18 protein-coding genes and 1 pseudogene are annotated in these 23,264 nt (G+C 66.0%); 6 read left to right on the top strand and 13 right to left on the bottom strand.

The window, feature by feature from the left end:
- Positions 1 to 65 precede the first annotated feature (65 nt).
- Together metF and CA234_RS07770 are read right to left on the bottom strand one after the other, a co-directional pair.
- A complete protein-coding gene (gene metF, locus CA234_RS07775) occupies positions 66 to 965 on the bottom strand; it encodes a methylenetetrahydrofolate reductase (RefSeq protein WP_019368396.1) in 900 nt (299 codons plus the stop codon).
- Positions 966 to 979: 14 nt separating this feature from the next.
- Positions 980 to 1,930, bottom strand: coding sequence for a metalloregulator ArsR/SmtB family transcription factor (locus CA234_RS07770; RefSeq protein WP_126001295.1), 951 nt, complete (start codon positions 1,928 to 1,930; stop codon positions 980 to 982).
- A 116-nt stretch (positions 1,931 to 2,046) separates the two neighbouring features.
- Between CA234_RS07770 and CA234_RS07765 the strand changes: the two genes are divergently transcribed.
- Genes CA234_RS07765 through CA234_RS07755 form a run of 3 tightly spaced genes read left to right on the top strand, consistent with a single transcriptional unit; the run spans position 2,047 to position 3,496 of the window.
- Entirely contained in the window at positions 2,047 to 2,280 is a 234-nt protein-coding gene (locus CA234_RS07765) for a hypothetical protein (RefSeq protein WP_126001294.1), read from the top strand.
- A gap of 38 nt (positions 2,281 to 2,318) precedes the next feature.
- Positions 2,319 to 3,269 (top strand): aldo/keto reductase, encoded by a 951-nt coding sequence (locus CA234_RS07760; protein WP_125975842.1) that lies wholly within the window; start codon positions 2,319 to 2,321, stop codon positions 3,267 to 3,269.
- Positions 3,269 to 3,496 carry a hypothetical protein gene (locus tag CA234_RS07755; protein ID WP_010543862.1) on the top strand — a complete coding sequence of 76 codons (228 nt, stop codon included), beginning with the start codon at positions 3,269 to 3,271 and terminating at the stop codon, positions 3,494 to 3,496. The genes CA234_RS07760 and CA234_RS07755 overlap by 1 nt, the downstream gene beginning before the upstream one ends.
- Positions 3,497 to 3,552: 56 nt before the next feature.
- Here CA234_RS07755 and CA234_RS07750 read toward each other — a convergent pair whose 3' ends face one another.
- On the bottom strand, positions 3,553 to 5,856 hold the full coding sequence (locus tag CA234_RS07750; RefSeq protein ID WP_164521741.1) for a TonB-dependent receptor: 2,304 nt from the start codon (positions 5,854 to 5,856) through the stop codon (positions 3,553 to 3,555).
- Between the two features lie 266 nt (positions 5,857 to 6,122).
- Between CA234_RS07750 and clpB the strand changes: the two genes are divergently transcribed.
- Entirely contained in the window at positions 6,123 to 8,702 is a 2,580-nt protein-coding gene (gene clpB / locus CA234_RS07745) for an ATP-dependent chaperone ClpB (protein WP_125975911.1), read from the top strand.
- 3 nt (positions 8,703 to 8,705) lie between these two features.
- Here the strand turns inward: clpB and CA234_RS07740 are convergent, their stop codons facing one another.
- Positions 8,706 to 9,431 carry a 2OG-Fe(II) oxygenase family protein gene (locus CA234_RS07740; RefSeq protein WP_126001293.1) on the bottom strand — a complete coding sequence of 242 codons (726 nt, stop codon included), beginning with the start codon at positions 9,429 to 9,431 and terminating at the stop codon, positions 8,706 to 8,708.
- A 64-nt stretch (positions 9,432 to 9,495) separates the two neighbouring features.
- Here CA234_RS07740 and CA234_RS07735 point away from each other — a divergent pair, with 64 nt between their 5' ends.
- On the top strand, positions 9,496 to 10,227 hold the full coding sequence (locus tag CA234_RS07735) for a 2OG-Fe(II) oxygenase family protein (protein WP_125975836.1): 732 nt from the start codon (positions 9,496 to 9,498) through the stop codon (positions 10,225 to 10,227).
- Positions 10,228 to 10,346: 119 nt separating this feature from the next.
- Here CA234_RS07735 and CA234_RS07730 read toward each other — a convergent pair whose 3' ends face one another.
- The 5 genes from CA234_RS07730 to xseA all read right to left on the bottom strand — a co-directional run bounded on the left by CA234_RS07730 (position 10,347) and on the right by xseA (position 19,440).
- The gene (locus CA234_RS07730; RefSeq protein ID WP_125975833.1) at positions 10,347 to 13,199 is read right to left on the bottom strand and encodes a TonB-dependent receptor; all 2,853 of its coding nucleotides are present in this window, start codon (positions 13,197 to 13,199) and stop codon (positions 10,347 to 10,349) included.
- A gap of 364 nt (positions 13,200 to 13,563) precedes the next feature.
- On the bottom strand, positions 13,564 to 16,512 hold the full coding sequence (locus CA234_RS07725) for a TonB-dependent receptor (protein ID WP_241213354.1): 2,949 nt from the start codon (positions 16,510 to 16,512) through the stop codon (positions 13,564 to 13,566).
- Positions 16,513 to 16,860: 348 nt separating this feature from the next.
- Positions 16,861 to 17,694 carry a M23 family metallopeptidase gene (locus CA234_RS07720; protein WP_126001291.1) on the bottom strand — a complete coding sequence of 278 codons (834 nt, stop codon included), beginning with the start codon at positions 17,692 to 17,694 and terminating at the stop codon, positions 16,861 to 16,863.
- Positions 17,691 to 17,891 (bottom strand): DUF2093 domain-containing protein, encoded by a 201-nt coding sequence (locus CA234_RS07715; RefSeq protein ID WP_066721469.1) that lies wholly within the window; start codon positions 17,889 to 17,891, stop codon positions 17,691 to 17,693. The genes CA234_RS07720 and CA234_RS07715 overlap by 4 nt, the downstream gene beginning before the upstream one ends.
- Before the next feature lie 40 nt (positions 17,892 to 17,931).
- Complete coding sequence (gene xseA / locus CA234_RS07710) at positions 17,932 to 19,440, bottom strand: exodeoxyribonuclease VII large subunit (protein ID WP_126001290.1); 1,509 nt, start codon at positions 19,438 to 19,440, stop codon at positions 17,932 to 17,934.
- Here xseA and purD point away from each other — a divergent pair.
- A complete protein-coding gene (gene purD / locus CA234_RS07705; RefSeq protein ID WP_126001289.1) occupies positions 19,439 to 20,704 on the top strand; it encodes a phosphoribosylamine--glycine ligase in 1,266 nt (421 codons plus the stop codon). The genes xseA and purD overlap by 2 nt on opposite strands.
- 166 nt (positions 20,705 to 20,870) lie before the next feature.
- Here purD and CA234_RS07700 read toward each other — a convergent pair whose 3' ends face one another.
- The 4 genes and pseudogenes from CA234_RS07700 to CA234_RS07685 form a co-directional block, all read right to left on the bottom strand.
- Positions 20,871 to 21,761, bottom strand: a complete 891-nt coding sequence (locus tag CA234_RS07700; protein WP_206431121.1) for an alpha/beta hydrolase — start codon at positions 21,759 to 21,761, stop codon at positions 20,871 to 20,873.
- On the bottom strand, positions 21,758 to 22,174 hold the full coding sequence (locus tag CA234_RS07695; RefSeq protein WP_241213353.1) for a DUF6691 family protein: 417 nt from the start codon (positions 22,172 to 22,174) through the stop codon (positions 21,758 to 21,760). Before CA234_RS07695 ends, CA234_RS07700 begins: the two co-directional genes overlap by 4 nt.
- Positions 22,171 to 22,485: pseudogene (locus CA234_RS07690) on the bottom strand (YeeE/YedE thiosulfate transporter family protein); the annotation flags it as partial. The gene CA234_RS07695 and the pseudogene CA234_RS07690, both read right to left, overlap by 4 nt.
- Positions 22,467 to 22,910 carry a hypothetical protein gene (locus CA234_RS07685; RefSeq protein WP_086129764.1) on the bottom strand — a complete coding sequence of 148 codons (444 nt, stop codon included), beginning with the start codon at positions 22,908 to 22,910 and terminating at the stop codon, positions 22,467 to 22,469. The pseudogene CA234_RS07690 and the gene CA234_RS07685, both read right to left, overlap by 19 nt.
- Between the last annotated feature and the right edge of the window lie 354 nt (positions 22,911 to 23,264).

Raw genomic sequence — 23,264 nt, 5'->3', positions numbered from 1 at the left:
GCATCAGGTGGTGAGCGTGGGCCCACCCCCTGCCCCCTCCCGCTCGCGGGAGGGGGTTCAGAAGATCAGGCCGCCGCCACCGCCGCCTGCTGCCGCGGGCGCAGGCCCAGCAGGTGGCAGATCGCGTAGCTCAGCTCGGCGCGGTTGAGCGTGTAGAAGTGGAACTGCCGCACGCCGCCCGCATAGAGCTTGCGGCAGAGTTCCGCCGCAAGCGTCGCCGCGACCAGCTGCCGCGCGCCCGGGTGCTCGTCGAGACCCTCGAACAGCTTCTCCATCCAGGCGGGCACGTCGGTGCCGCACATCGCGGACATCTTCACCACGCTGGCATAGTTCATCACCGGCATGATGCCCGGCACGATCTCGGCATCGATTCCCGCCGCCGCCGCGCGGTCGCGGAAGCGCAGGAAGGTCTCGGCCTCGAAGAAGAACTGGGTGATCGCGCGGTTGGCGCCGGCGTCGATCTTGCGCTTCAGATTGTCGAGATCGGCCTCGGGGCTCGGCGAATCCGGATGGCATTCGGGATAGGCGCTCACCGAAATCTCGAAGGGATGCAGCCGGCGCAGACCCGCGACCAGGTCCGCCGCATTCTCATAGCCGCCGGGATGGGTGCGGTACTTCTCGCCGGCGCGGGGCGGATCGCCGCGAAGGGCCACGATATGCCGCACGCCCGCCGCCCAATATTCCTCGGCGATCTGGTCGATCTCCTCGCGCGTCGCCTCGACGCAGGTGAGGTGCGCGGCCGCCGCCAGCGGCGTCTCGCGGGCGATCTTCGAAACGGTCGCGTGAGTACGCTCGCGGGTGGTGCCGCCGGCGCCATAGGTAACGCTGACGAAGCGCGGCCCGAGCGGCGACAGCGTCTCGATCGAGGCCCAAAGCGTCTCTTCCATCTTCTCGGTCTTGGGCGGGAAAAATTCGAAGCTCACCGCCACATCGCCCGCCACATCGGCGAACAGGGGCGGTGCCATGGGGTCTACGATACTCATGCCGCCTTCACCTTTTCCACGCTCTCCCCGGTCTTGCGACCGAGCCACAATTTCACCGTCAGTGCGCCGCCTTCCAGCGTCTGCACCTGCACCGGGGCGAGCCCGGCGCGATCGAACCAGCCGAGCATCTGCTCGTCCGAAAACCCCAGTCGCGCATGCGCATCGCGGGTGCGCAGCTCCTCCCGCTCGTGCGGCGCGAAATCGACGATCAGCAGCCGCCCGCCGGGACCGAGCACGCGGGCCGCCTCGCCGATCGCCGCTGCCGGCTGCTGCGCGAAGTGGAGCACATGATGCAATATAGCAGTATCCGCAGCGCCATCCTGCAGCGGCAGCGCATAGAGATCGGCCTGGCGCAGTTCGGCATGGCCGAGATCGGCCAGCTTGGCACGCGCCAGTCGCAGCATTTCGGACGAGCGATCGATTCCCACCGCCTGCGACGCCTGCGGTCCGAACAGCTCGAGCATGCGGCCGGTGCCGGTGCCGATATCGACCAGCGTGCCGAGCGAGCCTTCGCCCAGCGCCTGGCCCATCGCGGCCTCCACTTCGCTTTCCGCGACATGGAGCGATCGGATCGCGTCCCACTGGCCGGCATTGGCCTCGAACCAGGCCTCCGCCGCGCTCGCCCGATCGGCGCGGACCGCCGAGAGCCGTGTCTGGTCGGCGATCACCCAGGGGTCGCCCGCCAGCGCCCAGGCGTCGAGCGCCGCCAGCACCGGCGCGGTCACCGCCTGCCGGCCGAGCGCCACGAATACCCAGCTGCCTTCCTTGCGCCGCTCGGCCACGCCGGCATCGCACAGGATCTTCACATGGCGCGAGACGCGCGGCTGGCTCTGCCCCAGCACCTGCGCGAGTTCGCCGACGCTCAGCTCCATCGCGCGCAGCAGCGCGACGATGCGCAGCCGGGTCGAATCCGCGAGCGCGCGGAAGATGGCGAGGGGCTCTGTCATGGGCGGCTTAGAGATATAAAGATATCTTTATATCAGGTCAACGCATCTCAGCGCGGTTGCGTGCGTTTGCCGCTCTGGCTAGCCCCGAGCCAAACCCCGTGAAGGAACCCAGTCCCATGCGCAAGCTTCTCCTCCTCCCCGTCGCCGCGCTGGCGCTCACCGGCCTGTCGGCCTGCGGCAACCAGGCGAAGAACGAAGCCGCCGAAGCGAACGAGGCGATGGCCGGCGACAGCAACACGATGGGCGAGGCGGTTACCGACGTGAACGCCGCCGAGAATGCGGCCTTCGCCAATGCCGAGAGCGCCTATTCGAACGACACGGGCCCGGCGAGCAACGAGATCACCGACTGACGCGTTCTCCGCCCTCCCTTCCCCATCGGAGACCGTCCATGCCGCATCTTCGCCACCTCGGCGCCTCGGGCCTCGAGATCTCGCCGCTCGTCCTGGGCGGAAACGTGTTCGGCTGGACCGCCGACAAGGCCGCCAGCTTCCGCATCCTCGATCGCTTCGTCGAGCGCGGCGGGGTGATGATCGATACCGCCGATGTCTATTCGGCCTGGGTGTCGGGCCATACGGGCGGCGAATCCGAAAGCGTGATCGGCGAGTGGCTGCGCACCTCCGGCAAGCGCGACCAGGTGCTGATCTCGACCAAGGTCGGCATGCTGCCGGGCGAAGGCGGGGCGAAGCTGGCCCCGGCGCGGATCGCGGCGGCGGCCGAGGCGTCGCTCCAGCGGCTGGGCATCGAGACGATCGACCTCTATTTCGCCCATCAGGACGATGAGGACGTGGCACAGGCGGACTATCTGGCGGCGTTCGGCACGCTGATCGACGCGGGCAAGGTTCGCGCGCTGGGGGCGTCCAACTTCCATGCGATGCGGCTCAAGTCGGCGCTCGACCTCGCCGCGAAGGAAGGCCTGCCGCACTTTCGCGTGCTCCAGCCCGAGTACAACCTCGTCAGCCGCCGCAAGTTCGAGGGCGAACTGCAGGACCTGTGCATCACCCATAATCTCGGCGTGATCCCCTATTACGGCCTCGCCTCGGGCTTCCTCACCGGCAAGTATCGCAGCGAAGCCGATCTCTCGAAGAGCGTGCGCGGCGGCGGCATGGCCAAGCTGCTCGCCGGCAAGGGCGGCGCGGTGCTGGCGGCGATGGACGAGGTCGCGGCCGAGACCGGCGCCAGCCTCGCCCAGATCGCGCTCGCCTGGCTGGCGGCGCAGGACGGCGTCACCGCGCCGATCGCCAGCGCAACGAGCATCGCGCAGCTCGACGAACTGATCGGCGCCTGGGACGTGGAGCTCACCCGCGACCAGCTTGACCGCCTGACCGCTGCCGGGGCCTGATGACCGCCGCCGACCTGATCGACCGCATCGTGGCCCAGCTCGTCCGCCGCCATGGCGGGACCGTGCGCCGCTGGAAGACGGTGCTGGGCAAGGTGCGCGTCTACGACGCCGAGACGCACCCGCATTGCAACTGGTCGCTGGCCCCCAGCGGCGCGGCGGGCGACGTCGCGGCGGTGGAAAAGCTGCTCGACGAGCTGCGGATCACCTATCCGATCGTCACCGGCTGAACGAAAAAGGGCGGAGCACTTGGTGCCCCGCCCCGTTTCTTCGCTTCCGACAGCCCTTAGATCCCGACCTTCAGCGTCAGGAAGAACTGCTGCGGTGCGCCGACCATCAGCGTCTGGTTGTCACCGCTGTTGCCGAAGCCGTTGGTACCGATCGTCGAGATGTACTTCTTGTCGAACAGGTTGGTCACGTTGCCCTGCAGCTCGAGCTTTCGCCCGCCCAGGTCGAACTTGTAGCCGAGCGTCGCATCCACCACCACGCGACCATCGACATACTGATCGTTGGTGTAGGTGAAGTAGCGCTTGCTCATGTAGTTCGCGCCGACGCGGGCGTTGAAGCCCTGGCCCGACCAGGTGACTTCGCCCTTCAGCATGTGCTTGGGCGAATCGACCACCGTCTTGCCCTTGGTGGGGATCACGCCGCTCGCGGTGACGACGTCGTCGCGATAGGTCGAGTCGTTGTAGCTGTACGAGGCGAACAGCCCGAAGCCCATCGGCAGGCGCACGTCGCCGGTCGCCTCGACACCCACCGAGCGCGCATCGCCGACATTCTGCAGGATCGCCGGGTTGCCGACGATGCCAGCGCTGGTCGTCACGGCGAGCAGGCGGTTGCGGAAGTTGACGTAATAGCCCGCCAGCGAGCCGGTGAAGATGCCGCTGCGGTAGCGACCGCCCACCTCATAGGTGTCCGACGCTTCGGGCTTGAGCTTGGTCGCGCCGCTGTTGAGCGCATCGAAGCCCGCCTGGGTCGTCGCGAACGGGCCGCTGGTCGCCGCCGACACGAAGGCGCGAGTCACCTGGGTAAAGCCGGCGAACAGCTCGGCATTGTCGGTCACCCGATAGTTGAGGCCGGCATGCGGCTGGAACCAGTCGGTCACCTTGATCCGGCCGCCGGCGAGCCCACCCGCGACGATCGGCGTCGCATGGTTGGTGACGGCGAAGCCCTTCCAGCCCAGGTTCGCGGTCAGCGCGCCGAGCTCGATCTTGTCCTGCACATAATATTGGACGGTGTCGGTCTGGTACTTCCAGTACCACTGGGTGGCGAACGGATTGCTCTGGAACGAGAGGCTGTCGCGGCCCGGGTTGGTGCGGCTGTCCAGCGCGTAGAAGCGGCGCGCCTGGCGGAAGTCGTTGCGCTCGTACCAGCCACCGACGGTCACGTCGTTGAAGCCGAGCTTGGTGCCGATATTGCCGAACACGCCGCCGCGGCGGACGTCATATTCGGTGGTGCGCAGCGACATCGGCACGCCGTTGGGCGAGGCGACGTAGGGCGTGTACCACAGCCCCTGGCCATGGTTGTTGTGGAAATAGCCCTTCAGCACGCCGTGGACCGGCGAGTCGCCGGTCGTCTCCAGGCCCGCCGAGGCGAGATAGTCGCGGCGCAGGCCCGCGGCGTTGTAATAGGCGTCGTCCGGGTTGAGGAACGGCGCCGGATAGACCTTGCCGGCACCCGGGTTGGTCGGCGTGACGCCGGTATAACCGTTGTTGGCGCCCACGTCGGAGACGAGGATCGCCTTGGCATAATCGTTCGAGATATTGTCCCAGTTATAGCCGAGACGCTTGATCATACCGAGCGACATGTCCTGATAGTCGTTCTCGCGACGATCGGAGAAGTCGAACGTGCCGACCGCGCGCAGCTCGGGGCTGATCGGGGTGACGATCTTGCCGTTGACCTGGTTGATGCGCTGGGCGCCCCAGCCCTTCCACTTGTCGGTATCCGAGTGGAGGTAGGAGAGATAGGCGCGGGTGCCGCCGGGGGTCAGCTCGCCGAAGTCGAGCCGGCCGAACACGCGCCAGAAATTGTCGCTGCCGCCGGTGGCGTTGACGTCGATGCCGAGCTTCTCCTTGGGGTCGCTCGACAGGAATTCGAGCGTGCCGCCGAGATTGTTGGTCGCCTGGGTGTCGATCCCGCCCGAGCCCTGCGACACGCGGGTCTCGGCGATGTTCTCGCTGATGATCGCGCGGCTGATGTGCAGGCCGTTGACGTTGCCGTAGCTGGCATCGCCGAGCGGGATGCCGTCCAGCGTGAAGCCCAGCTGGTTCTGGTTGAAGCTGCGGATCGACACGCGCTGCGCCCATTCATAGGCGCCGAACGGATCGGCGCCCTGGAAGTTGACGCCCGGCAGCTTCTCGATCGCCTTGAGCGGGCTGGTGCCCGGCGTGAGCAGCGCGATGTCGGCTTGGGTCAACGTCTGGATCTGGCGGGTCTCGCCCTTGCCGATCACGACGATGTCGTCGGCCCCGCTCTGCGGCTGGGTGTCGTCGATCAGCGTGGCGGTGGGTAGCGTCTGCGCGAAGGCCGCGCCGGCAGTGAACAGCGACGTGCCGGCAAGCAGTCCGGCAGCAAGCATACGGATGCGCATGCGCATGATCCCCTTGGGAAAGCACCAGGCCCCTCGCCCGTGCTAGGCCGCCGCTACGCGTGCCGCGTTGCAACATTCGATAGTTAACGCTTCACGACCGGGACTCCTTCGTGACGTCTTCGTGACGTTTGGATTTACGCTTCGGAAAAGTCCGGATTTCCCGTTGTCGACCGCTGCCGCACTACGATAGCCATGAAGCACGTCGCCCCTCTTGTGTTGCCCATTTGCAACACTATCTGCTGGTCAACTTCGAACAGGGATCAGGCATGAACCTCGAAAAATTCACCGACCGCGCCAAGGGCTTCCTGCAATCGGCGCAGACCGTGGCGATCCGCATGAACCATCAGCGGATCAGCCCGGAGCATCTTCTGAAGGCGCTGCTCGAAGATGAGCAGGGCATGGCCAGCGGCCTGATCCAGGCGGCGGGCGGCGACGCCAAGCGCGCGCTGGGCGAAACCGACCTCGCGCTCTCCAAGATTCCGGCCGTCAGCGGCTCGGGCGCGCAATCGACGCCGGGGCTCGACAATGATCTGGTCCGCGTGCTCGACCAGGCCGAAACGATCGCGCAGAAGTCCGGCGACAGCTATGTCACCGTCGAGCGGCTGCTCGTCGCGCTGGCGCTGAGCCTCAACACGGCTGCCGGCAAGGCGCTGCAGGCCGCGAATGCCAAGCCCGAGGCCCTGAACACTGCGATCAACAGCATGCGCGGCGGCCGCACCGCCGACACCGCGTCCGCGGAAGATCGTTATGACGCGCTCAAGAAATTCGCCCGCGACCTCACCGAGGCGGCACGCGCCGGCAAGCTCGATCCGGTGATCGGCCGCGACGAGGAAATCCGCCGCACCATCCAGATCCTCGCCCGCCGCACCAAGAACAATCCCGTACTGATCGGCGAGCCCGGCGTCGGCAAGACCGCGATCGCCGAAGGCCTCGCGCTGCGCATCGCCAATGGCGACGTGCCCGATACGCTGAAGGACCGCACGCTGATGGCGCTCGACATGGGCAGCCTGATCGCGGGTGCCAAATATCGCGGCGAGTTCGAGGAGCGCCTCAAGGGCGTGCTCGACGAGGTGAAGGGCGCCGAGGGCCAGATCGTGCTGTTCATCGACGAGATGCACACGCTGATCGGCGCCGGGAAAGCCGAGGGCGCGATGGACGCCGGCAATCTGCTCAAGCCCGCGCTGGCGCGCGGCGAGCTGCACTGCATCGGCGCGACCACGCTCGACGAGTATCAGAAGCACGTCGAGAAGGACCCCGCGCTGCAACGGCGCTTTCAGCCGGTGTTCGTCGGCGAGCCGACGGTCGAGGACACGATCTCGATCCTGCGCGGGCTCAAGGAAAAGTACGAGCTGCACCACGGCGTGCGGATCACCGACGCGGCGATCGTCGCCGCAGCGACGCTCTCCAACCGCTACATCGCCGACCGCTTCCTGCCCGACAAGGCGATCGACCTGATGGACGAGGCCGCGAGCCGCATCCGTATGGAGGTGGAGAGCAAGCCCGAAGAGATCGAGACGCTTGACCGGCGGATCATCCAGCTCAAGATCGAGCGCGAGGCGCTGAAGCGCGAGACCGACGAAGCCTCGCGCGACCGGCTCGCCACGCTGGAAGAGGACCTCGCCAATCTCGAGCAGCAATCGGCCGAGCTGACCACCCGCTGGCAGGCGGAGAAGGACAAGATCAACGCCGAAGCGGTGCTCAAGGCACAGCTCGACCAGGCACGGCTGGAGCTGGAACAGGCGCAGCGCGCGGGCGACCTCGCGCGTGCCGGCGAGCTGTCCTATGGCGTGATCCCCCAGCTCACCCGCCAGCTCGACGAGGCGCAGAGCGCCGCCAAGGGCGCGATGCTGCGCGAGGAGGTGACCGCCGACGACATCGCCGGCGTGGTCGCGCGCTGGACCGGCATCCCGATGGAGCGGATGCTGGAGGGCGAGCGCGAGAAGCTGCTCCACATGGAGGAGCAGCTCGGCAAGCGGGTGATCGGCCAAGCCGATGCGGTGAAGGCAGTCTCCACCGCCGTCCGGCGCAGCCGCGCGGGGCTGCAGGATCCGAACCGGCCGCTGGGCAGCTTCCTGTTCCTCGGGCCGACGGGCGTGGGCAAGACCGAGCTGACCAAGGCGCTCGCCGAATTCCTGTTCGACGATCCCAACGCGATGGTGCGCATCGACATGAGCGAGTTCATGGAGAAGCACGCGGTGGCGCGGCTGATCGGCGCCCCTCCGGGCTATGTCGGCTACGAGGAAGGCGGCGTGCTCACCGAGGCGGTGCGGCGCCGCCCCTATCAGGTGGTGCTGTTCGACGAGGTGGAGAAGGCGCACAACGACGTGTTCAACATCCTCCTCCAGGTGCTGGACGACGGCCGCCTGACCGACGGCCAGGGCCGCACGGTGGACTTCTCGAACACGATCGTGATCCTCACCTCGAACCTCGGCAGCCAGTATCTCACCAACTTGGCCGACGGCCATTCGGTGGAGGAAGTCGAGCCGCAGGTGATGGAGGTGGTGCGGGCGCATTTCCGCCCCGAGTTCCTCAACCGGCTGGACGAGATCATCCTGTTCCACCGGCTGGGCGCGGATCACATGGCGCCGATCGTCGACATCCAGGTCGGCCGCGTCGCCAAGCTGCTCAAGGACCGCAAGGTGGGCATCGACCTGTCGCCGGCGGCACGCGAGTGGCTGGGTCGGGTCGGCTATGATCCGGTGTACGGGGCGCGTCCGCTCAAGCGCGCAGTGCAGAAGTATCTGCAGGACCCGCTCGCCGACCTGATCCTGCGCGGTGCGGTAAAGGACGGGTCGACCGTCCATGTCGACGAAGGGGACGGCGCGCTGACGCTCCGCGTGGGGTGAGACTCAGCGCCGCGATCGCAGCCATCCGGTGATCGAATAGCGCCGGATGGCTGCGGCGCGGCTTACCTCGGAAACACTGTGCATCTTGGGGACTTTGAAAAGCGTCAGCACGTTGAAGGCAGGTACGTATCCGCGCACGTCGCTGCCGTTGGCATCGTGAAACAACAGCAGACCTCCCCACTCCGCCCTCCACACGGGCGTCAAGCCCAGGACATAGGCAGCGTGACGATGCTTGCCGGGCACGGCGTCGTCGTGCCCGGTCAGGAAGTCGCCGGGACCATAGGCAGTCCCCTGAAGATCGACGAAGTCGATTTCCGGCATGGCGGTGATTTGGCGGAGGAGGGTGCGGACCGGATCGGAGGACATCCAATGTGCGAGATGCGCCAGGGGGTCTTCGCTCGCCAGGCGATCCGCCGATTCGTCGGGCACCCGCAAGGTCTCATAGCGATACTGGAACCCGTCGCGTGCGGCGCCATAGACCGCGTCGTCCAGCGCGCGCCGCTGGGCGTCGCTCATCGAGGCGCGCGTTTCGCGGCCGAATTCCAGAGGCTTGTCGCCGCTGTTCACAACCGTGCGCCAATCGGTGCGGCGCCGCAGCATCTCGAAAAGTGCCTGAGCGGATTCGGGCGCCAGGAACGGGCCGATGCGCACCCGGTGATCGCGGTCGAATTGCTGCGCCAGCGCGGGAATGTCGAAGTCGGAATGAAGCGCGAGGCCTGCGGTCTGCATCCGCGCGTTGTGCACGACCCGAAAGCAGCCGAAAAGAGCCCAAATCCCTGGGAGGAATGCCCGCGTGACGCTTTCCCTGTTCGAACTCTCCCCTGCGATCGATCGCGCCACGGCAGCAGCGCAGTTCGCCCAACACGGACGCGTGCAGATCCGCGACGTACTCACGCCCGAATCCGCTTCCAACCTTGCTCGGGTCCTGCACCGCGAGACGCCATGGGGTTTCGCCTATTTCGCCGATGGCGGGCCGCCTGCAGTATTGCGGATGGAGGAGCTGCAGGCCGCCTCCGCGCAACGAAAGCGCGACATTGCCGCCGCGATCCATCGTTCCGCCGCAGCGGGCGACTATGCCGCGCGGTTCGGTCGCTACCCTCTCGTCGAAGCCTATTTGCAGGGTTGGGCGCCCGGCGGGGCGCACGACCTGCTGCTGGAGCATATCAACGACACGCCGTTCCTGGATCTGGTGCGCCACGTCACCGATATTCCGGAGCTCGTAAAAGCCGATGCACAGGCGACGTCCTTCGCGCCCGGCGATTTCCTGTCGATCCATACCGACAGCCATGTCGCGGAGGGATGGAGAGTCGCCTACGTCCTCCACCTCACCGGGACGGATTGGAAGCCGGACTGGGGCGGCTACCTGAACTTCTTCGATGAAGAGGGAGACATCGTCGCAGGCTGGAAACCGCGCTTCAATACGCTCAACCTGCTGAAAGTCCCCCAACCGCACCATGTGAGCTACGTACCGCCCTTCGCGCCGGCGGGACGCATGGCAATCACGGGCTGGTGCCGCGATCGATAGGGCGTTGGAACCCGCATCGCGCGCGGCCCCGGACATCCTCCCGACCCATTGCCAGCCTGCAGGCAACAAAAAAGGCGGCGGACCTTCGTCCGCCGCCCCTCTTTCCTTACCTCAGACGCTCAGAACTTGAAGCGACCCGAAACGAAGAAGTCCCGGCCCAGCACATCATAGGTAGCAGGATAGGTATTCGCCTGCTGCTGGTTGTTGCCGAGGATCGTCGGCTTCTTGTCGAACAAGTTGTTCACACCGATCGAGAAAGTGAACTTCTTGTCGAGTTCCGCCGCGAAGCTCAGGTCGAAGAGATCGTACGACGGAATTTTCTCGACGAAGTAGGTCGTCGACGAATCGTCGTCGTTCACGCTCGACAGGTGCCGCCAGCGGACGCTCGAGGTCAGCATACCGTCCACCCAGGTGAGGCGGCTGGTCCACTTGTACTTCGGTGTCGGATTGCCGCAGACGAGGCCGAACTTGCCGGCGCAGCGATTGACGGTATCCGGCAGCTCGGCGACCGGCGTGCTGTTCGACTTGATGGTGTAGGTACCCATCACGTTCACGCTCAGGCGAGACGTATCGGCGAGCAGGCCGAAGCCGAGGCTGCGGGCATAGTTGACTTCTACGTCGATGCCCTCGACCTCCAGCTTCCCGACGTTCGCGTTCAGGATCGCCGGTGCATTCACGCCGTCGAACTGGCCCAGTGCGTTACGCTTGCCGACAAAGGCCTGGCAGTAGACGCTGCTGATGTTCTGGATGACGTTATAGCACAGGTTCAGCGTGTTCGCGAGACCGCCGCCCAGGGTCGAGATCTGGTTGTCGACCTTGATGTTGTACCAGTCGACCGTCGCCGTCAGACCCGGCAGGAAGCTGGGCGTGAACACCGCGCCGGCGGTGTAGGAGTCCGACGTTTCCTGCGTCAGGTTGGGGTTGCCGCCTTGCAGGCTTTGGATCTGCGTGTTGAGCTGCAGGCCTGCCGTCCCCACCGCAGCCGCCGGAACGCCGGTCGCGATGCAGAGGTTGCGAATGGTGGCATTGCTTGCGGCCGTCGCGAGCGCACAGGGGTCCTGCGCGGTCGGGAAGTTGATCGCCTGGCCACCGAACAGTTCGCCGACGTTCGGCGCACGCACCGCCCGCTGATACTGGCCGCGGATGGCGAAATCGCGCACCGGCGCCCACTTCGCGCCCGCCGCATAGGCCCAGACGCCGCCGACGGCGGTGAGCGAATAGTCGGAATAGCGCGCGGCGCCGTTCAGTTCGAGCTCGTGGACGAAGGGCTTGCCGGCGATGATCGGGACGCGAAGTTCCCCGAAGACTTCCTTCGCGCTGTACGAACCGGCAGTGGGATCGCCGGCGTTGAAGCCGATCACGTCACCCGAAGCCAGCGCGGTGTCCGGGATGAACCGCGACGTCATCTTGCGATATTCGCCGCCCAGCGCGAAGCCGACGTCTTCCGCGCCCAGCCCGAAGTTGAATACGCTGCCCGAGATCGAGCCGTTCACCACCTGCAGTTCCGAGGAATCGCCATTCTGGGCGAGGATCGAAACCTGATCCACCATCCCCGAGGTCATCGTGCCCGGACCGAAGATATTGATGGCGTTCGCCGTACCGTCCAGGCCCGCCTGGAAGGCCGAGCGCGAGATGTTGCCGGCCTGCACGTTCGCGTTCCGCGTACGCGCATAGTTATAGTAGATGTCGTAGTTCAGCGACTCGGTGATGTCACCGCGCACGCCCACCAGCACGCGGAACGCGTTGCGCTCGTCGAGCGAGTTGCGCGAACCCGTTTCGTTGATGCGGCGCTGGATGGCCAGCGGCACAACCCCGTCACCAACGGTGTTGCCGGTCGCCGCAACCGTGTCCAGCTGGCGAAGCGCGGCAACGTCGCGGGCCGAAAGGAACGGCGACACGGCGTTGATGTTGACCTGGAACGTCCCGGTCACCGGGGTCGGCGCAAGCTCGTTGGCCACGCGATTGTTTACGTAGGTGACTTCCGCATAGGCCGTGTGGCCGTCGGCGATCTCGTAATCGGCATAGCCGCCGAGCATGTACCGCTCCTGCGGTACCTGCAGATAATTGTCCGGCGCGAAGTTGTACAGATCGGTGCCGGTGCGAGGACGGCTCACGCCCGGCGCGGTGTAATAGGCACCAGGCGAGCAGAAGACGTTGCCGGTCGGGCAAGCGCCAGCCGCATAGGTGGAGGTGACGCGTCCGTTCGGCGTGGTCGAGGAACCTGCGGGAACCAGGCCGGTGGCCGTGCCGTTTTCGCCGAGCGCGGAGCTGGAGAAAGAGCGGGCACCCTGGAAGATCGCCTCGCGGTTGAAGTATTCAGCGTAGACCGTTGCGTGACCGCGATCGCCGATCTTGCCGCCCATCGCGACATAGGCTTCGTAGCGGGGACCGTCACCACGGCCCGTGACGCTGTACTGGCCGCCGGCGATCATGCCGTCCAGATTGTTGTTGAGGGTGAAGTTGACAACGCCCGCAAGCGCGTCCGAACCATAGACGGCCGACGCACCGCCGGACACGACCTCGACGCGGTCGATCAGGAACGCCGGGATGGTGTTGAGGTCAACGATCTGCGCGGTGTCGTACGAAACCCAGCGGCGGCCGTTGACCAGCACCAAGGTGCGCTGCTCGCCGAGGCCACGCAGGTTGAGCGTCGAGACACCGCCGCCCGGATTGTTCGAGAACGCGGTCGTACCCGGGATGACCTGCGGCAGGGTGTTGATGACCTGCTCGACGTTCACCGTACCGGACAGCTGGAACTCTTCGGCCGAAACGGTCGCGACCGGTGCGGCGGATTCGAGATTGCGGCGCGCGATGCGCGAGCCGGTGATCACGATCTCCTGCCCACCGTCGTTCGCGCCATCGCTGGCCGGTACCGTATCTTGCGCCATGGCGGGCGCAGAGAGCAGCGCACCTGCGAGAACGACCGCAGAGAGCGCAATGCCCCCGCGCAGCTTGGTCTGCTTCTTCGTCATGAATTTCCCTCGTTTGCTCCGGGTCCTCAGCAGCGCCGGGTCCCGGGATGTCTCCCCGCTTCTCCAACCCGCCGAGGCGTGAAAGATAAGCTTGTGCAGAGAGAAGCAGGCGTTGCGTGGCGGTGTAAACGGGCACGCATCGGATGTCCGAAATGTTTCATCGCGGTGTATCTATAAGAGCACAGTCTGATTTGATTGTGTCCTTCAGATCACCTCCGTTGAAATATTCGGTGATATGCGCGAGCAGAATTGCCACTTTTTTGAGCAGACCCCGGTGCATTGTAAAACTGCAACGCTTTGGAAAAGAAGACGCCGCCGCCCCGGGGAGGAGCGACGGCGTCGAGGAATTTCTAAACCAACGCGGTTAGAAGCTGAACTTCGCACCGGCACGGAACATCCGGCCGTAGATGCCGTCGCCGCCCTGGACAGGATTGTAGAGATACGCACCGTAGGTCACGGGATCGACGCCCGGCAGGCGATCGAACACGTTGAGCACGTTCACGTAGAAGGTGAGCTGGTCATTCACCTTCACCGATCCGTTCAGATCGAACGTGGTGTAGCTCTTCACGCGGCATCCGGTGTAACCGGGTGCCAGGCCGCAATCGCGATATCCGGTGCCCTGATCCTCGGCCGACAAGTCGTAGCCCGAGGTGTAGTTCACCGTGCCCGAGAGCGCGAACTGCTTGTACTCGAAGGTGTTCTGCCAATTGCCCTTCCAGCGGAAGGTTCCCGAGCCGGCGGTCAGGTTAAAGTTGCCGAGCGTGTCGACATACGTCTCCTTGGTGCCGTCCGGGAAGGTCGTGCTCAACTCCAGCGTCAGGCTGGCGTCGAGATTGCTCGTCCAGCGCACGGCGCCGAAGTCGAAGCGCGCGTTAGCACCGAAGTCGATGCCTTCCGACTTGAGCGTATTGGCGTTGATCAGCTGCGATTCGACAAACGCGATACGCGGGAGCAGCGTCGGGTTGTTGACGTCCGGCGCGTCAGCGATCACCCGGTATCCCGCGGGGATCGCCTGGCCCGCATAGTACGCGGCGATCGCCGGGGCCGTCGAAGGCGAAGTAATCGCACCGGTCTTCTTGATGTTGTAATAGTCGACCGTGAACGAGACGTTCCGGATCGGCTCGAACATGATGCCCGCCGTCCAGCTGCGCGACTTCTCGGGCTGCAGGTTCGGCGATGCCAGCGTGGTCGAGCCGATCGAGTAGCTGGTCAGATACGTCGGGCAGGCCGTTGATGCGGTGTCGTCATTCGCGCAAGCGGCACCGCCGTACAGCGCACGATAGGCTGCTGGAATGTTGGTGATCGACTGCGAAACGTACCCGGTCGTCGGCAGCGCATTGGCTTCCGCGAACGACGGGATACGGAACCCCTTCGACCAGGTGGCGCGAAGCGCGACCTGCCGGATCGGCGTAAACTTGACGCCAACCTTCGGCGAGAAATAGCTCTGGCCCGAAGAATAATGGTCATATCGTCCGGAGACGTTGACCAGCAGCGGGTCGAGGATCGGCGCATTCAGCTCGAAGAACCCCGCCGCAACCGTACGGTGGCCCTCGGTGCCGAAGGCGTTGATCGTGAAATAGCGCTGCGTAGGCCCGTTGATGTCGGAATTGGCGCTGGGTGAGTCGACGGATTCGTAGAACACGGTACCACCGACACCCAACTGAAGCGGGCCGCCGGGAAGCTGCACGAGGTCCTTCGACACGCTCACTTGAGCCTGGAACAGATCGGACGATGCATCGGCCTTGTGCTCGGGGGTGAGGCTATCCCACGCAGCCTGGCTGTTCGCCGAAGGATTCACGAAGTTGAAGCTGCCGGTGTTCACCGCGTTCAGCAGGTTCTGGATGTAAACATACCCACCGAAGGTGCGACGCAGATCATTGTGCATCGCGGTCAGGTCGACGTGATAGTCCCAATCACCGAAGATCGTGCCGTTGATGCCGGCAGCTGCGCGATAGACGCGGCTGCGCACCTTGTTGCTGGTTACCGTGTTGGGCAGCGAGCCAATGATCAGCGCATTCTGAGGGGCTGTTGCGCTCGCGAAGGGGTTGTTCGGGTTGAGACGGCGGTCGGTTGCCGTGTCGCAGTTCGTGCCCGCGGCGCAGATCCAGTTCGGCAAGGAGAGCACGAGCGAACCCGGCGCGTTGGGCTGCGCAGCCGACGACGTCGAGAAGCGCGGATAGTAGATGCCGGTCGGCGCGTTGCCGCGAAGGGTGGGCGGCCCGCCGGTGTAGGAGCTGGTCGCCTGCTGGAAGTTCGCCTGGAAATAGGCCTCGCTCGAGTTGCCGACAGTAGCGGTAACGCGGGCCGAAAGACCGAAGCGTTCAATCTTTGGGGCCACGATACCGTAGCGGTTGGTGCTGTCTTCTTGGCAAACCGTGGTGGGCACAGCGGCATTGCTGGCGACGATTTGGCCCTCATCGTTCCGAACGACTTGGGCCAGCTGCGCGGCCGTAGGATTATACGGCGTGCCGTTAAGGCAGCCCCCGCTCAGCAACTGATAGCGCGAACCCGCGACTGCCGTGCCGGTTGCGCTCGCAGGACGCACGTAGAAGTTGCCGAGGTTGTAATCGCCCGCGGTCTGCACGCCGGTCGGGAAAGCGCCGTTTTCGTCAAGCCCATAGGTAACGTGATTCGGGCCGCCGATACCGCGCTGGTCCGACGAGTTATATGGATAGGGCAGGTCGCTGACGCGCACCATATCCGATTTATAATAGAAGCCGCTCAGATAGGCGTTGAAGCCCTTCTCGGCGAGGTCGCCGGTTCCCACCGTCAGCGTCAGGCGCTGGTTGGCGGCGACGCCGTCCTGCGAGACGCCTGCCTCAGCTCGGCCGGCGATGCCCTTGAACTCACGCTTGGTGATGATGTTGACCACGCCAGCAATCGCGTCGGCGCCGTAGCTGGACGACGCGCCGTCACGCAGCACTTCGATGCGATCGACAATGTCGTCGGGGATGGTGTTGAGGTCGACGAAGTTCCGCGTAGCGTCGTCCGCGAGCGGATAATAGGCAGCACGAAGACCGTCGAAGAGCACCAGGGTTGAGCTGGTGGACAGGCCACGCAGCGACACCGAGGATGCCCCACCGGCGAATGCGCCGTTGGCCGTGAAGGAGTTGGTCAGCGCCGCGCCATTGTTCGACGACAACCTCTGAATTGCATCCTGAACGGTCGCAATGCCGCGCTGATCGAGGTTTTCGGCGGTAAGCGTAGTCACCGGCGAAGGGGTTGCACCCTGGGTACGCAGGATGGAGCCGGTAACGACGATTTCCTGGCCGGCGGCCGCGTCGTCCTGCGCCGGTGCGCTCGACTGCGCCATCGCCGGAGATGCGACCAGCGCGCCCGCTAGAACCACTGCAGAAAGTGCAATGCCCCCACGCAGCTTGAGTTGCGTCTTTATCATGCGTTTCCCTCGTTTGATCCGGCCTGGCGGTCACTGCCGTACCGACCGGATTGGCTCCCCGCTCCTTCGCGCGCGTGGCACGCGATCGAAGAAGCTTGCGCGAAGGGAAGCAGTTAAGGGGACGAAGTGTAAAGCGGACATTCAGCTTTCGTGAACGGCTTTCATCCGTGTGTAGCGGAAAAGTCACACGGTCACAGCAATATTACGAAACGCCCGAGAAGTTTGATCGAATATGTTAACAAGACGACCAATGCTGCTCTAAAATCAGGCAAACATAGCCCCGGCGACGAGCAGTGGATCGATCCGCGCGCCGCGCCACATGATGCCCCAATGCAGATGCGGCCCGGTCGCACGACCGGTCGCGCCCACCGCGCCAAGCAACTGCCCCTGGCGCACGCCATCCCCCTCGCGCACGTCGATCCGCGAGAGGTGCAGGAACGCGCTGGAAAGCCCCATGCCATGGTCGAGCATCAGCAGATTGCCCTCCAGCGTGAAGGGCGCCTCGGCGGCGAGAATCACGACGCCGTCGGCCGGCGCGCGCACCGGCGTCCCGGTGGGCAGCGCGATGTCGATGCCCGAATGATAGGCCCCCGGCTCGCCCGCATAGATACGCTGCGAACCGAACAGCGTGGAAATGCGCCCCGTCGCCGGCCAGACGAAGCGCTGGCGCCACCCTTCGGCCTTGGTCTGCAGCGCGCGTGCCGCCTTGATCCGCGCGAGTTCGGCCGGGCGCCGTGCCTCGAACTCGGCGCTGGGCACCGGATATTTGGGCAGCTGGTCCAGCCGCGAGATGTTCCAGGCGCGCGGCGCGATCTGCAGGTCTTCACGCACCGTACGCCCGTCACCAGCCTTTGCCTCGAGCAGCGCCGCCGGCGGCGCATCGCGATCGAACGCGATCAGGAAGCGACGATCGGCGGCGAAGGGGATCGGCTGGCCGTCGAACTGGAGCTCGGTGGTGCCGGGTGGCACCTGCCCGCGCGCGATGCCGCCCTGCTCGAAGCTGCCGTCGAGCGCGAAGGCGTCGCTGCCCGCGCGCGCGGGCCGCACCATCAGCGTCGTCGCCAGCATCGCCGCGGCGAAGCGCCGCCGGTCGATCATGCCTCGAGCAGCGCCTTGGTGGCCGCCTCCGGCGTGGCATAGGCTTCCTGTCGCGCGACGCTCCAGTAGCGGAGCGAGTCGACGGGAATGCGCTCGCCGGTCACCGCACACAGCACATGGTCGCCGGGCGAGAGGACGCGGAAGCCATTGGCCATATAGTGCAGCTTGGCGACGCGGGCGGTGTTGGACATCAGCATGGGCGGCGCCATTCCTGCTCTTGAAGGTGGTGGATGCGCCCTAGAGCAGCGTCGGCTGCTCGGGCTTGGGAGGAACATAGGCCTTGGCACCCCCACGCTCAACCCGGGCATCCACCGATCCGTCTGCGAAGTGGAGCGTCACGGCCTGCGCCGCGCGCGCATCCTCGGCCGAGGCGACCACCTTGCCGGTGCCGCGCCCCTCCACCCAGGCATAGCCCTTCTTGAGCGGCAGTTCGGGATCGAGCAGTTCGAGGTGCCGGCCCATCGCCGCCAGCCGTTCCGAGGCGGTGGCGAAGCGGCGTTCGAGCGTGGCGAACCTGAGCGCCTCGGCCGGGCGGGCGAAGCGCTGGCGCAGTGCTGCCAGCTCGCGATCGGCGGCGCGGTCGAGCGCAATGCCGCCCAGCCGCTGGCGGGCGGTCGCCAGCCGCTGCTCCAGCGTCGCCGGGCGCAGCGCAGCGCCAGCGCGATCGAGCTGGCCGCGCGCAACGCCCACGCGGCGTTCGAGCGCAAGCCCCAGCCTGGCGCCGACATCGTCGAGCCGCTGGCGCTGGGGGCCAAGCAGCGCATCGCGGCGCGGCAGCACGCGGACTAGCGCCGCCAGCCGCTCGCCGGCGCGCTCGTGATAGCGGCGGACGCAGCGTTCGGTGCGGTGCGCCATCGTGGCGATGCCGTGGCGCACTTCGGAGAGCACCGGCACGGCGATTTCCGCCGCCGCCGTGGGTGTCGGCGCGCGGAGATCGGCGGCGAAGTCGCAGAGCGTCGTATCGGTTTCGTGCCCCACCGCCGAGATGATCGGGATCGAACACTCCGCCACCGCGCGGACCACGACTTCCTCGTTGAACGACCAGAGATCCTCAATCGAGCCGCCGCCGCGCGCAACGATCAGCAGGTCCGGGCGCGGCACCGGGCCGCCCGCTTGGACTGCGTCGAACCCGCGCACCGCCCGCGCGACCTCCTGCGCCGATCCCTCGCCCTGCACCTTGACCGGCCAGACCAGAACGTGGCTCGGGAACCGATCCTCCAGCCGGTGGAGAATATCGCGGATCACCGCCCCGGTAGGCGAGGTCACTACGCCGATCACCCTGGGCATATAGGGCAGCGGCTTCTTGGCGCGGGCGTCGAACAGCCCCTCGCCCGCCAGCTTGGCCTTGAGCTTCTCGAGCAGCGCCATCAGCGCGCCTTCGCCGGCCAGCTCCATCCGCTCGATGACGATCTGGTATTTGGAGCGGCCGGGATAGATGGTGAGCTTGCCGGTGGCGATCACCTCCAGCCCGTCCTGCGGCTGGAAGGGCAGCGCCGAGGCCGCCCCGCGCCAGATCACCCCGTCGATCACCGCATCCATGTCCTTGAGCGCGAGATAGGCATGGCCCGAAGCCGCGCGCTTCCAGCCCGAAATCTCGCCGCGCAGGCGGACATGGCCGAACTCGCCCTCCACCATCCGCTTCAGCCGGCCGGAGAGTTCGCTGACGCTCATCGGCGCCGCGTTGTCCCCGGGCACCGCCTCGGCTACGAGCCGCGTCGATGAAGTCTCGAAAAGGGGGTCGGCCATGAACGTCCTGCTACTGGGTTCGGGGGGGCGCGAACATGCGCTCGCCTGGAAGCTCGCGCAATCGCCGCTGCTGACGCAGCTCTTCGCCGCACCGGGCAATCCGGGCATAGCGGCGCATGCCACGCTCGTCGACCTCGTGCCGACCGATCCTGCGGCAGTGCTTGCGTTCGCGCAGGCGAACGGCATCGGCCTGGTCGTCGTCGGGCCCGAGGCACCGCTGGTGGCGGGCGTGGGCGATGTGCTGCGCGCGGCCGGCGTGCCCGTGTTCGGGCCCAACCGCCTGCCGGCGCAGCTGGAAGGATCGAAGGGCTTCACCAAGGATCTGTGCGCCCGCGCGAACATTCCGACCGCGGGCTATGTGCGCGTGCATGGGCTGGACGAGGCGCTGGCGGCGCTGGAGCCGTTCGGGCTGCCGGTGGTGGTCAAGGCCGACGGTCTCGCCGCCGGCAAGGGCGTCACCGTCGCGATGACCCGCGACGAGGCAACGGCCGCGCTCACCGCGATCTTCGCCGATGCGGGCGCGAGCGCGGTGATCGAGGAGTTTCTCGACGGCGAGGAAGCCAGCCTGTTCGTCATCACCGACGGCACCAGCGCGGTGCCGTTCGGATCGGCGCAGGACCACAAGCGCGTCGGCGAGGGCGATGTCGGCCCCAACACCGGCGGCATGGGCGCCTATAGCCCCGCCCCGGTGCTCACGCCGGCACTGGAGCGCGACGCGATCGAGCGCATCGTCCAGCCGACCATCGCCGCGCTGGCGGCCGAGGGCATTCCCTATTCGGGCGTACTCTATGCCGGGCTGATGCTGACCAAGCATGGCCCGAAGCTGATCGAATATAACGCGCGCTTCGGCGATCCCGAATGCCAGGTGCTAATGCTGCGGCTGGAGGACGATTTGCTCGACTTGCTGCTGGCGACCGCGCGCGGCGAACTGGCCGGACGCCCCTCGCCCCGCTTCCGCCCCGACACCGCGCTCACCGTCGTGATGGCCGCCCGCGGCTATCCGGGCACCCCGGAGACCGGCGGCACGATAGAAGGCATCGAGGCGGCGGAAGCAGGCGGCGCGCAGGTGTTCCATGCGGGCACCAGGCGCCAGGGCGATTCGCTGGTGGCGAGCGGCGGCCGGGTGCTCAACGTGACCGCGATCGGGCCGGACATCGCGACGGCGCAGGCTGCGGCCTATCGCGGCGTCGCTGCGATCGATTTTCCCACCGGCTTCTGCCGGCGCGACATCGGCTGGCGCGAACTCGCCCGCACGCGCGGCTGACCGGGTATGGCGCGGCTGCACCTGCAGCCGCGTCCTGCCGGGCGCATGCACGAACCGTCGTCGCCCGATGGCGATGCCGATGGTTTCACTATGTCGGAAAAAATTGGCGCCCCGCACCGGATAAACATAACGAATATATCTCGCCGTTTGCCCTACTATAGCGCCGTCACTCCACGTCAGCTGATGCAGCGTGTCGCCGTGCGCCGCCGATAGTAGTGCGAAGAGCGTCAGCCGGGCTACCCGTCGGCGTCACGAGGCCGCGTGCCTGCAACCACCAGATCAGTTCATCGAACCAGTGGTCGCTTGTCGTGCCCTGAGGACGCAGATCGAACCCGTGCCCGCCGCGCTCGTACAGATGCAGCTCTGCGGCTGCTCCGGCTCGTCGCCAAGCCGAATAGAGCAATATGGGATCGTTCGGCTGATACTCATCGTCGGCAGCGCCGGCGATGAACGCCGGGGGCGCATCTGCTGGGACAGGGGTGCGCAAACCGCCATAGATCAGCCCGACGAAGTCAGGGCGCGACGGCTTCGCGCCGATCGCTAGATCGGCCGCGAGATAGGCCCCCGCCGAGAAACCGATCACGCCGACCTTGTGCGGATCGATGCCCCATTCGGCGGCGCGTTGGCGCACGATGGCTACCCCGCGCGCGCCGTCTTCGATCGCATGGGGTTCGCCTGCGAACGCCGGCATCTCGACGGGCTCGCCGCCTTTCGCCCGCGCCATGACCATGTCCATCTCGCGCATATGGGCATCGGGCATCCGCATCGGGCCGTCGCCGCTCCGGATCGTCCGGTATTTGAGAACGAACGCGGTGAAGCCGTGACGGGCCAGCGCTTGCGCTATTTCCGTTCCGCCGCGCGTATAGCCCAGCGCCACGAATCCGCCCCCTGGCGCGACGATGACGGCAGTGCCGTTCGCCTGCCCCGGCGCTGGCCGGAACAGTTCCAATGCTGGTTCGCTGACATCATAGATCAGCGTTTCGCCGTCCGGTTGCGTGTCCCGAGCTTCGGGCACGCCCAGCGCCGGAATGCTACCCTTGGGATAGAGCGGGATCACCGCTCCCCTTGCGCCCACCATCGTCCAGCCCGGCTGATAGTAGTGGTCCGCGCTCGGCTCCACGATGGCAAGGTGGATGCCGCGGCGGCGCTTAAGGATGCGGGGCCAGGACATAGCCCGCCCACGCCCCAGCCCATGCCGAACAGGATCGCTCCAAGCGCAAGCTTTCCGTTCAACTCGCGCGTCTCGGGCAGATTGAAGGCAGCGTCGGCCAAAGGGCGTTCCAGACGTCGCTGGATTATCCATGCGATCGCCATCGGAATGATCGCGCCACCCATGACGAATGCCAGCGTCGGGTCCCAGCGTCCGAACAGGTCTAGGAAGCTATGAACGCGCGCCGGATCGGCCATACCTGAGATGGCAAGCCCGGCACCGAACAGCATGCCCGAGATCAAGGCCAGGATCGCCTTCATGCGACCCAACCGGCCAAACGCATGATGGCGACCGTGGCAAAGCCGCTGGCCATGAAAAGAGCAGTCGCAAGCACAGAGCGCAGCGACAGGCGCGAGACCCCGCAGACGCCGTGACCGCTGGTGCAACCCGAACCGAGACGCGTGCCGAAGCCGACCAGAAGACCAGCGACCACGAGCAGGCTGGGTCCGGGAAAGCTGGCGTCGATAGCCCCCCGCAGCGAAACGATCAGCGCGCCGAGCGGCAGGCCGAGGATGAACGCGGTCGCGATTCCACGCGGCGCGCCGTTGTCGGCTAGTCCGATGGCACGCGCCCCTTAGCGGTCGCCGCGTAGATCGAATAGGAGACGAGGCGGCCTGCGAAAAACGCGGCAGTGAAGTGAAGAAGGCGTACCTTTGCCAGTCCCGCCGCGGCAAACAATTGCGCTGATGGCAAGGGCGACAGAGCAAACAAACCAAGCCCGAGGATCATATTGCGCGGCCGCGCTTCTAGCGCTTCGCGCGCAGCGCCGAGATTGCGCTTCTGTTTTTCCGGTAGGCGGCCGCCGAGAAACCGGAAGCTATGGGCGAGCAACAGCCGCCCCAAGGCGGCGGCAAGCGCGCTAACGATGACGATCGATGCGATCGGCAGATCACTGTTTAGACCATAGAAGACGATGATCGACCAGGTGGGTGGTCCGAAGGCAGGCAGGAGGTTGATGCCCAAAACGATCAGGAACAAGAGGAGGAAGGAAGTCATGATCCGGCTAGAATTGGCAATCCCCGCCAATTCAAGCTCCGATGCTGACCGACAAGAAGTCGGCTTACATCCCGAATGTTGCCCACATGATTGAACGATACGGCTCGTCAGGGTTCCGTCAGGAAAGTTTGGAATCCCCATGCCGCCTTGTGAGGACATGATGAGCAAACTGCGATCCCATCATAGGTCCGTCGAAACCCGCCGATCGCGCGGCGCTGACCGCCTACCTGAAATCCCCGGCCCAATGAACGGTCGCGTCATCCCCTCCCCTAATTCCGATTTTGTATGGCGGCGCCTGCTGTCGTGCGGCACGGGCGGCACGGGCGGCACGGGCGGCACGGGCGGCCCAACCGT

The sequence above is a fragment of the Sphingomonas sp. ABOLE genome (assembly GCF_003950455.1).
Taxonomy (GTDB): Bacteria; Pseudomonadota; Alphaproteobacteria; order Sphingomonadales; family Sphingomonadaceae; genus Sphingomonas; species Sphingomonas trueperi.
Note: the sequence above shows the minus strand (reverse complement) of the source record. Positions and strands in the feature narration are given on the sequence as shown.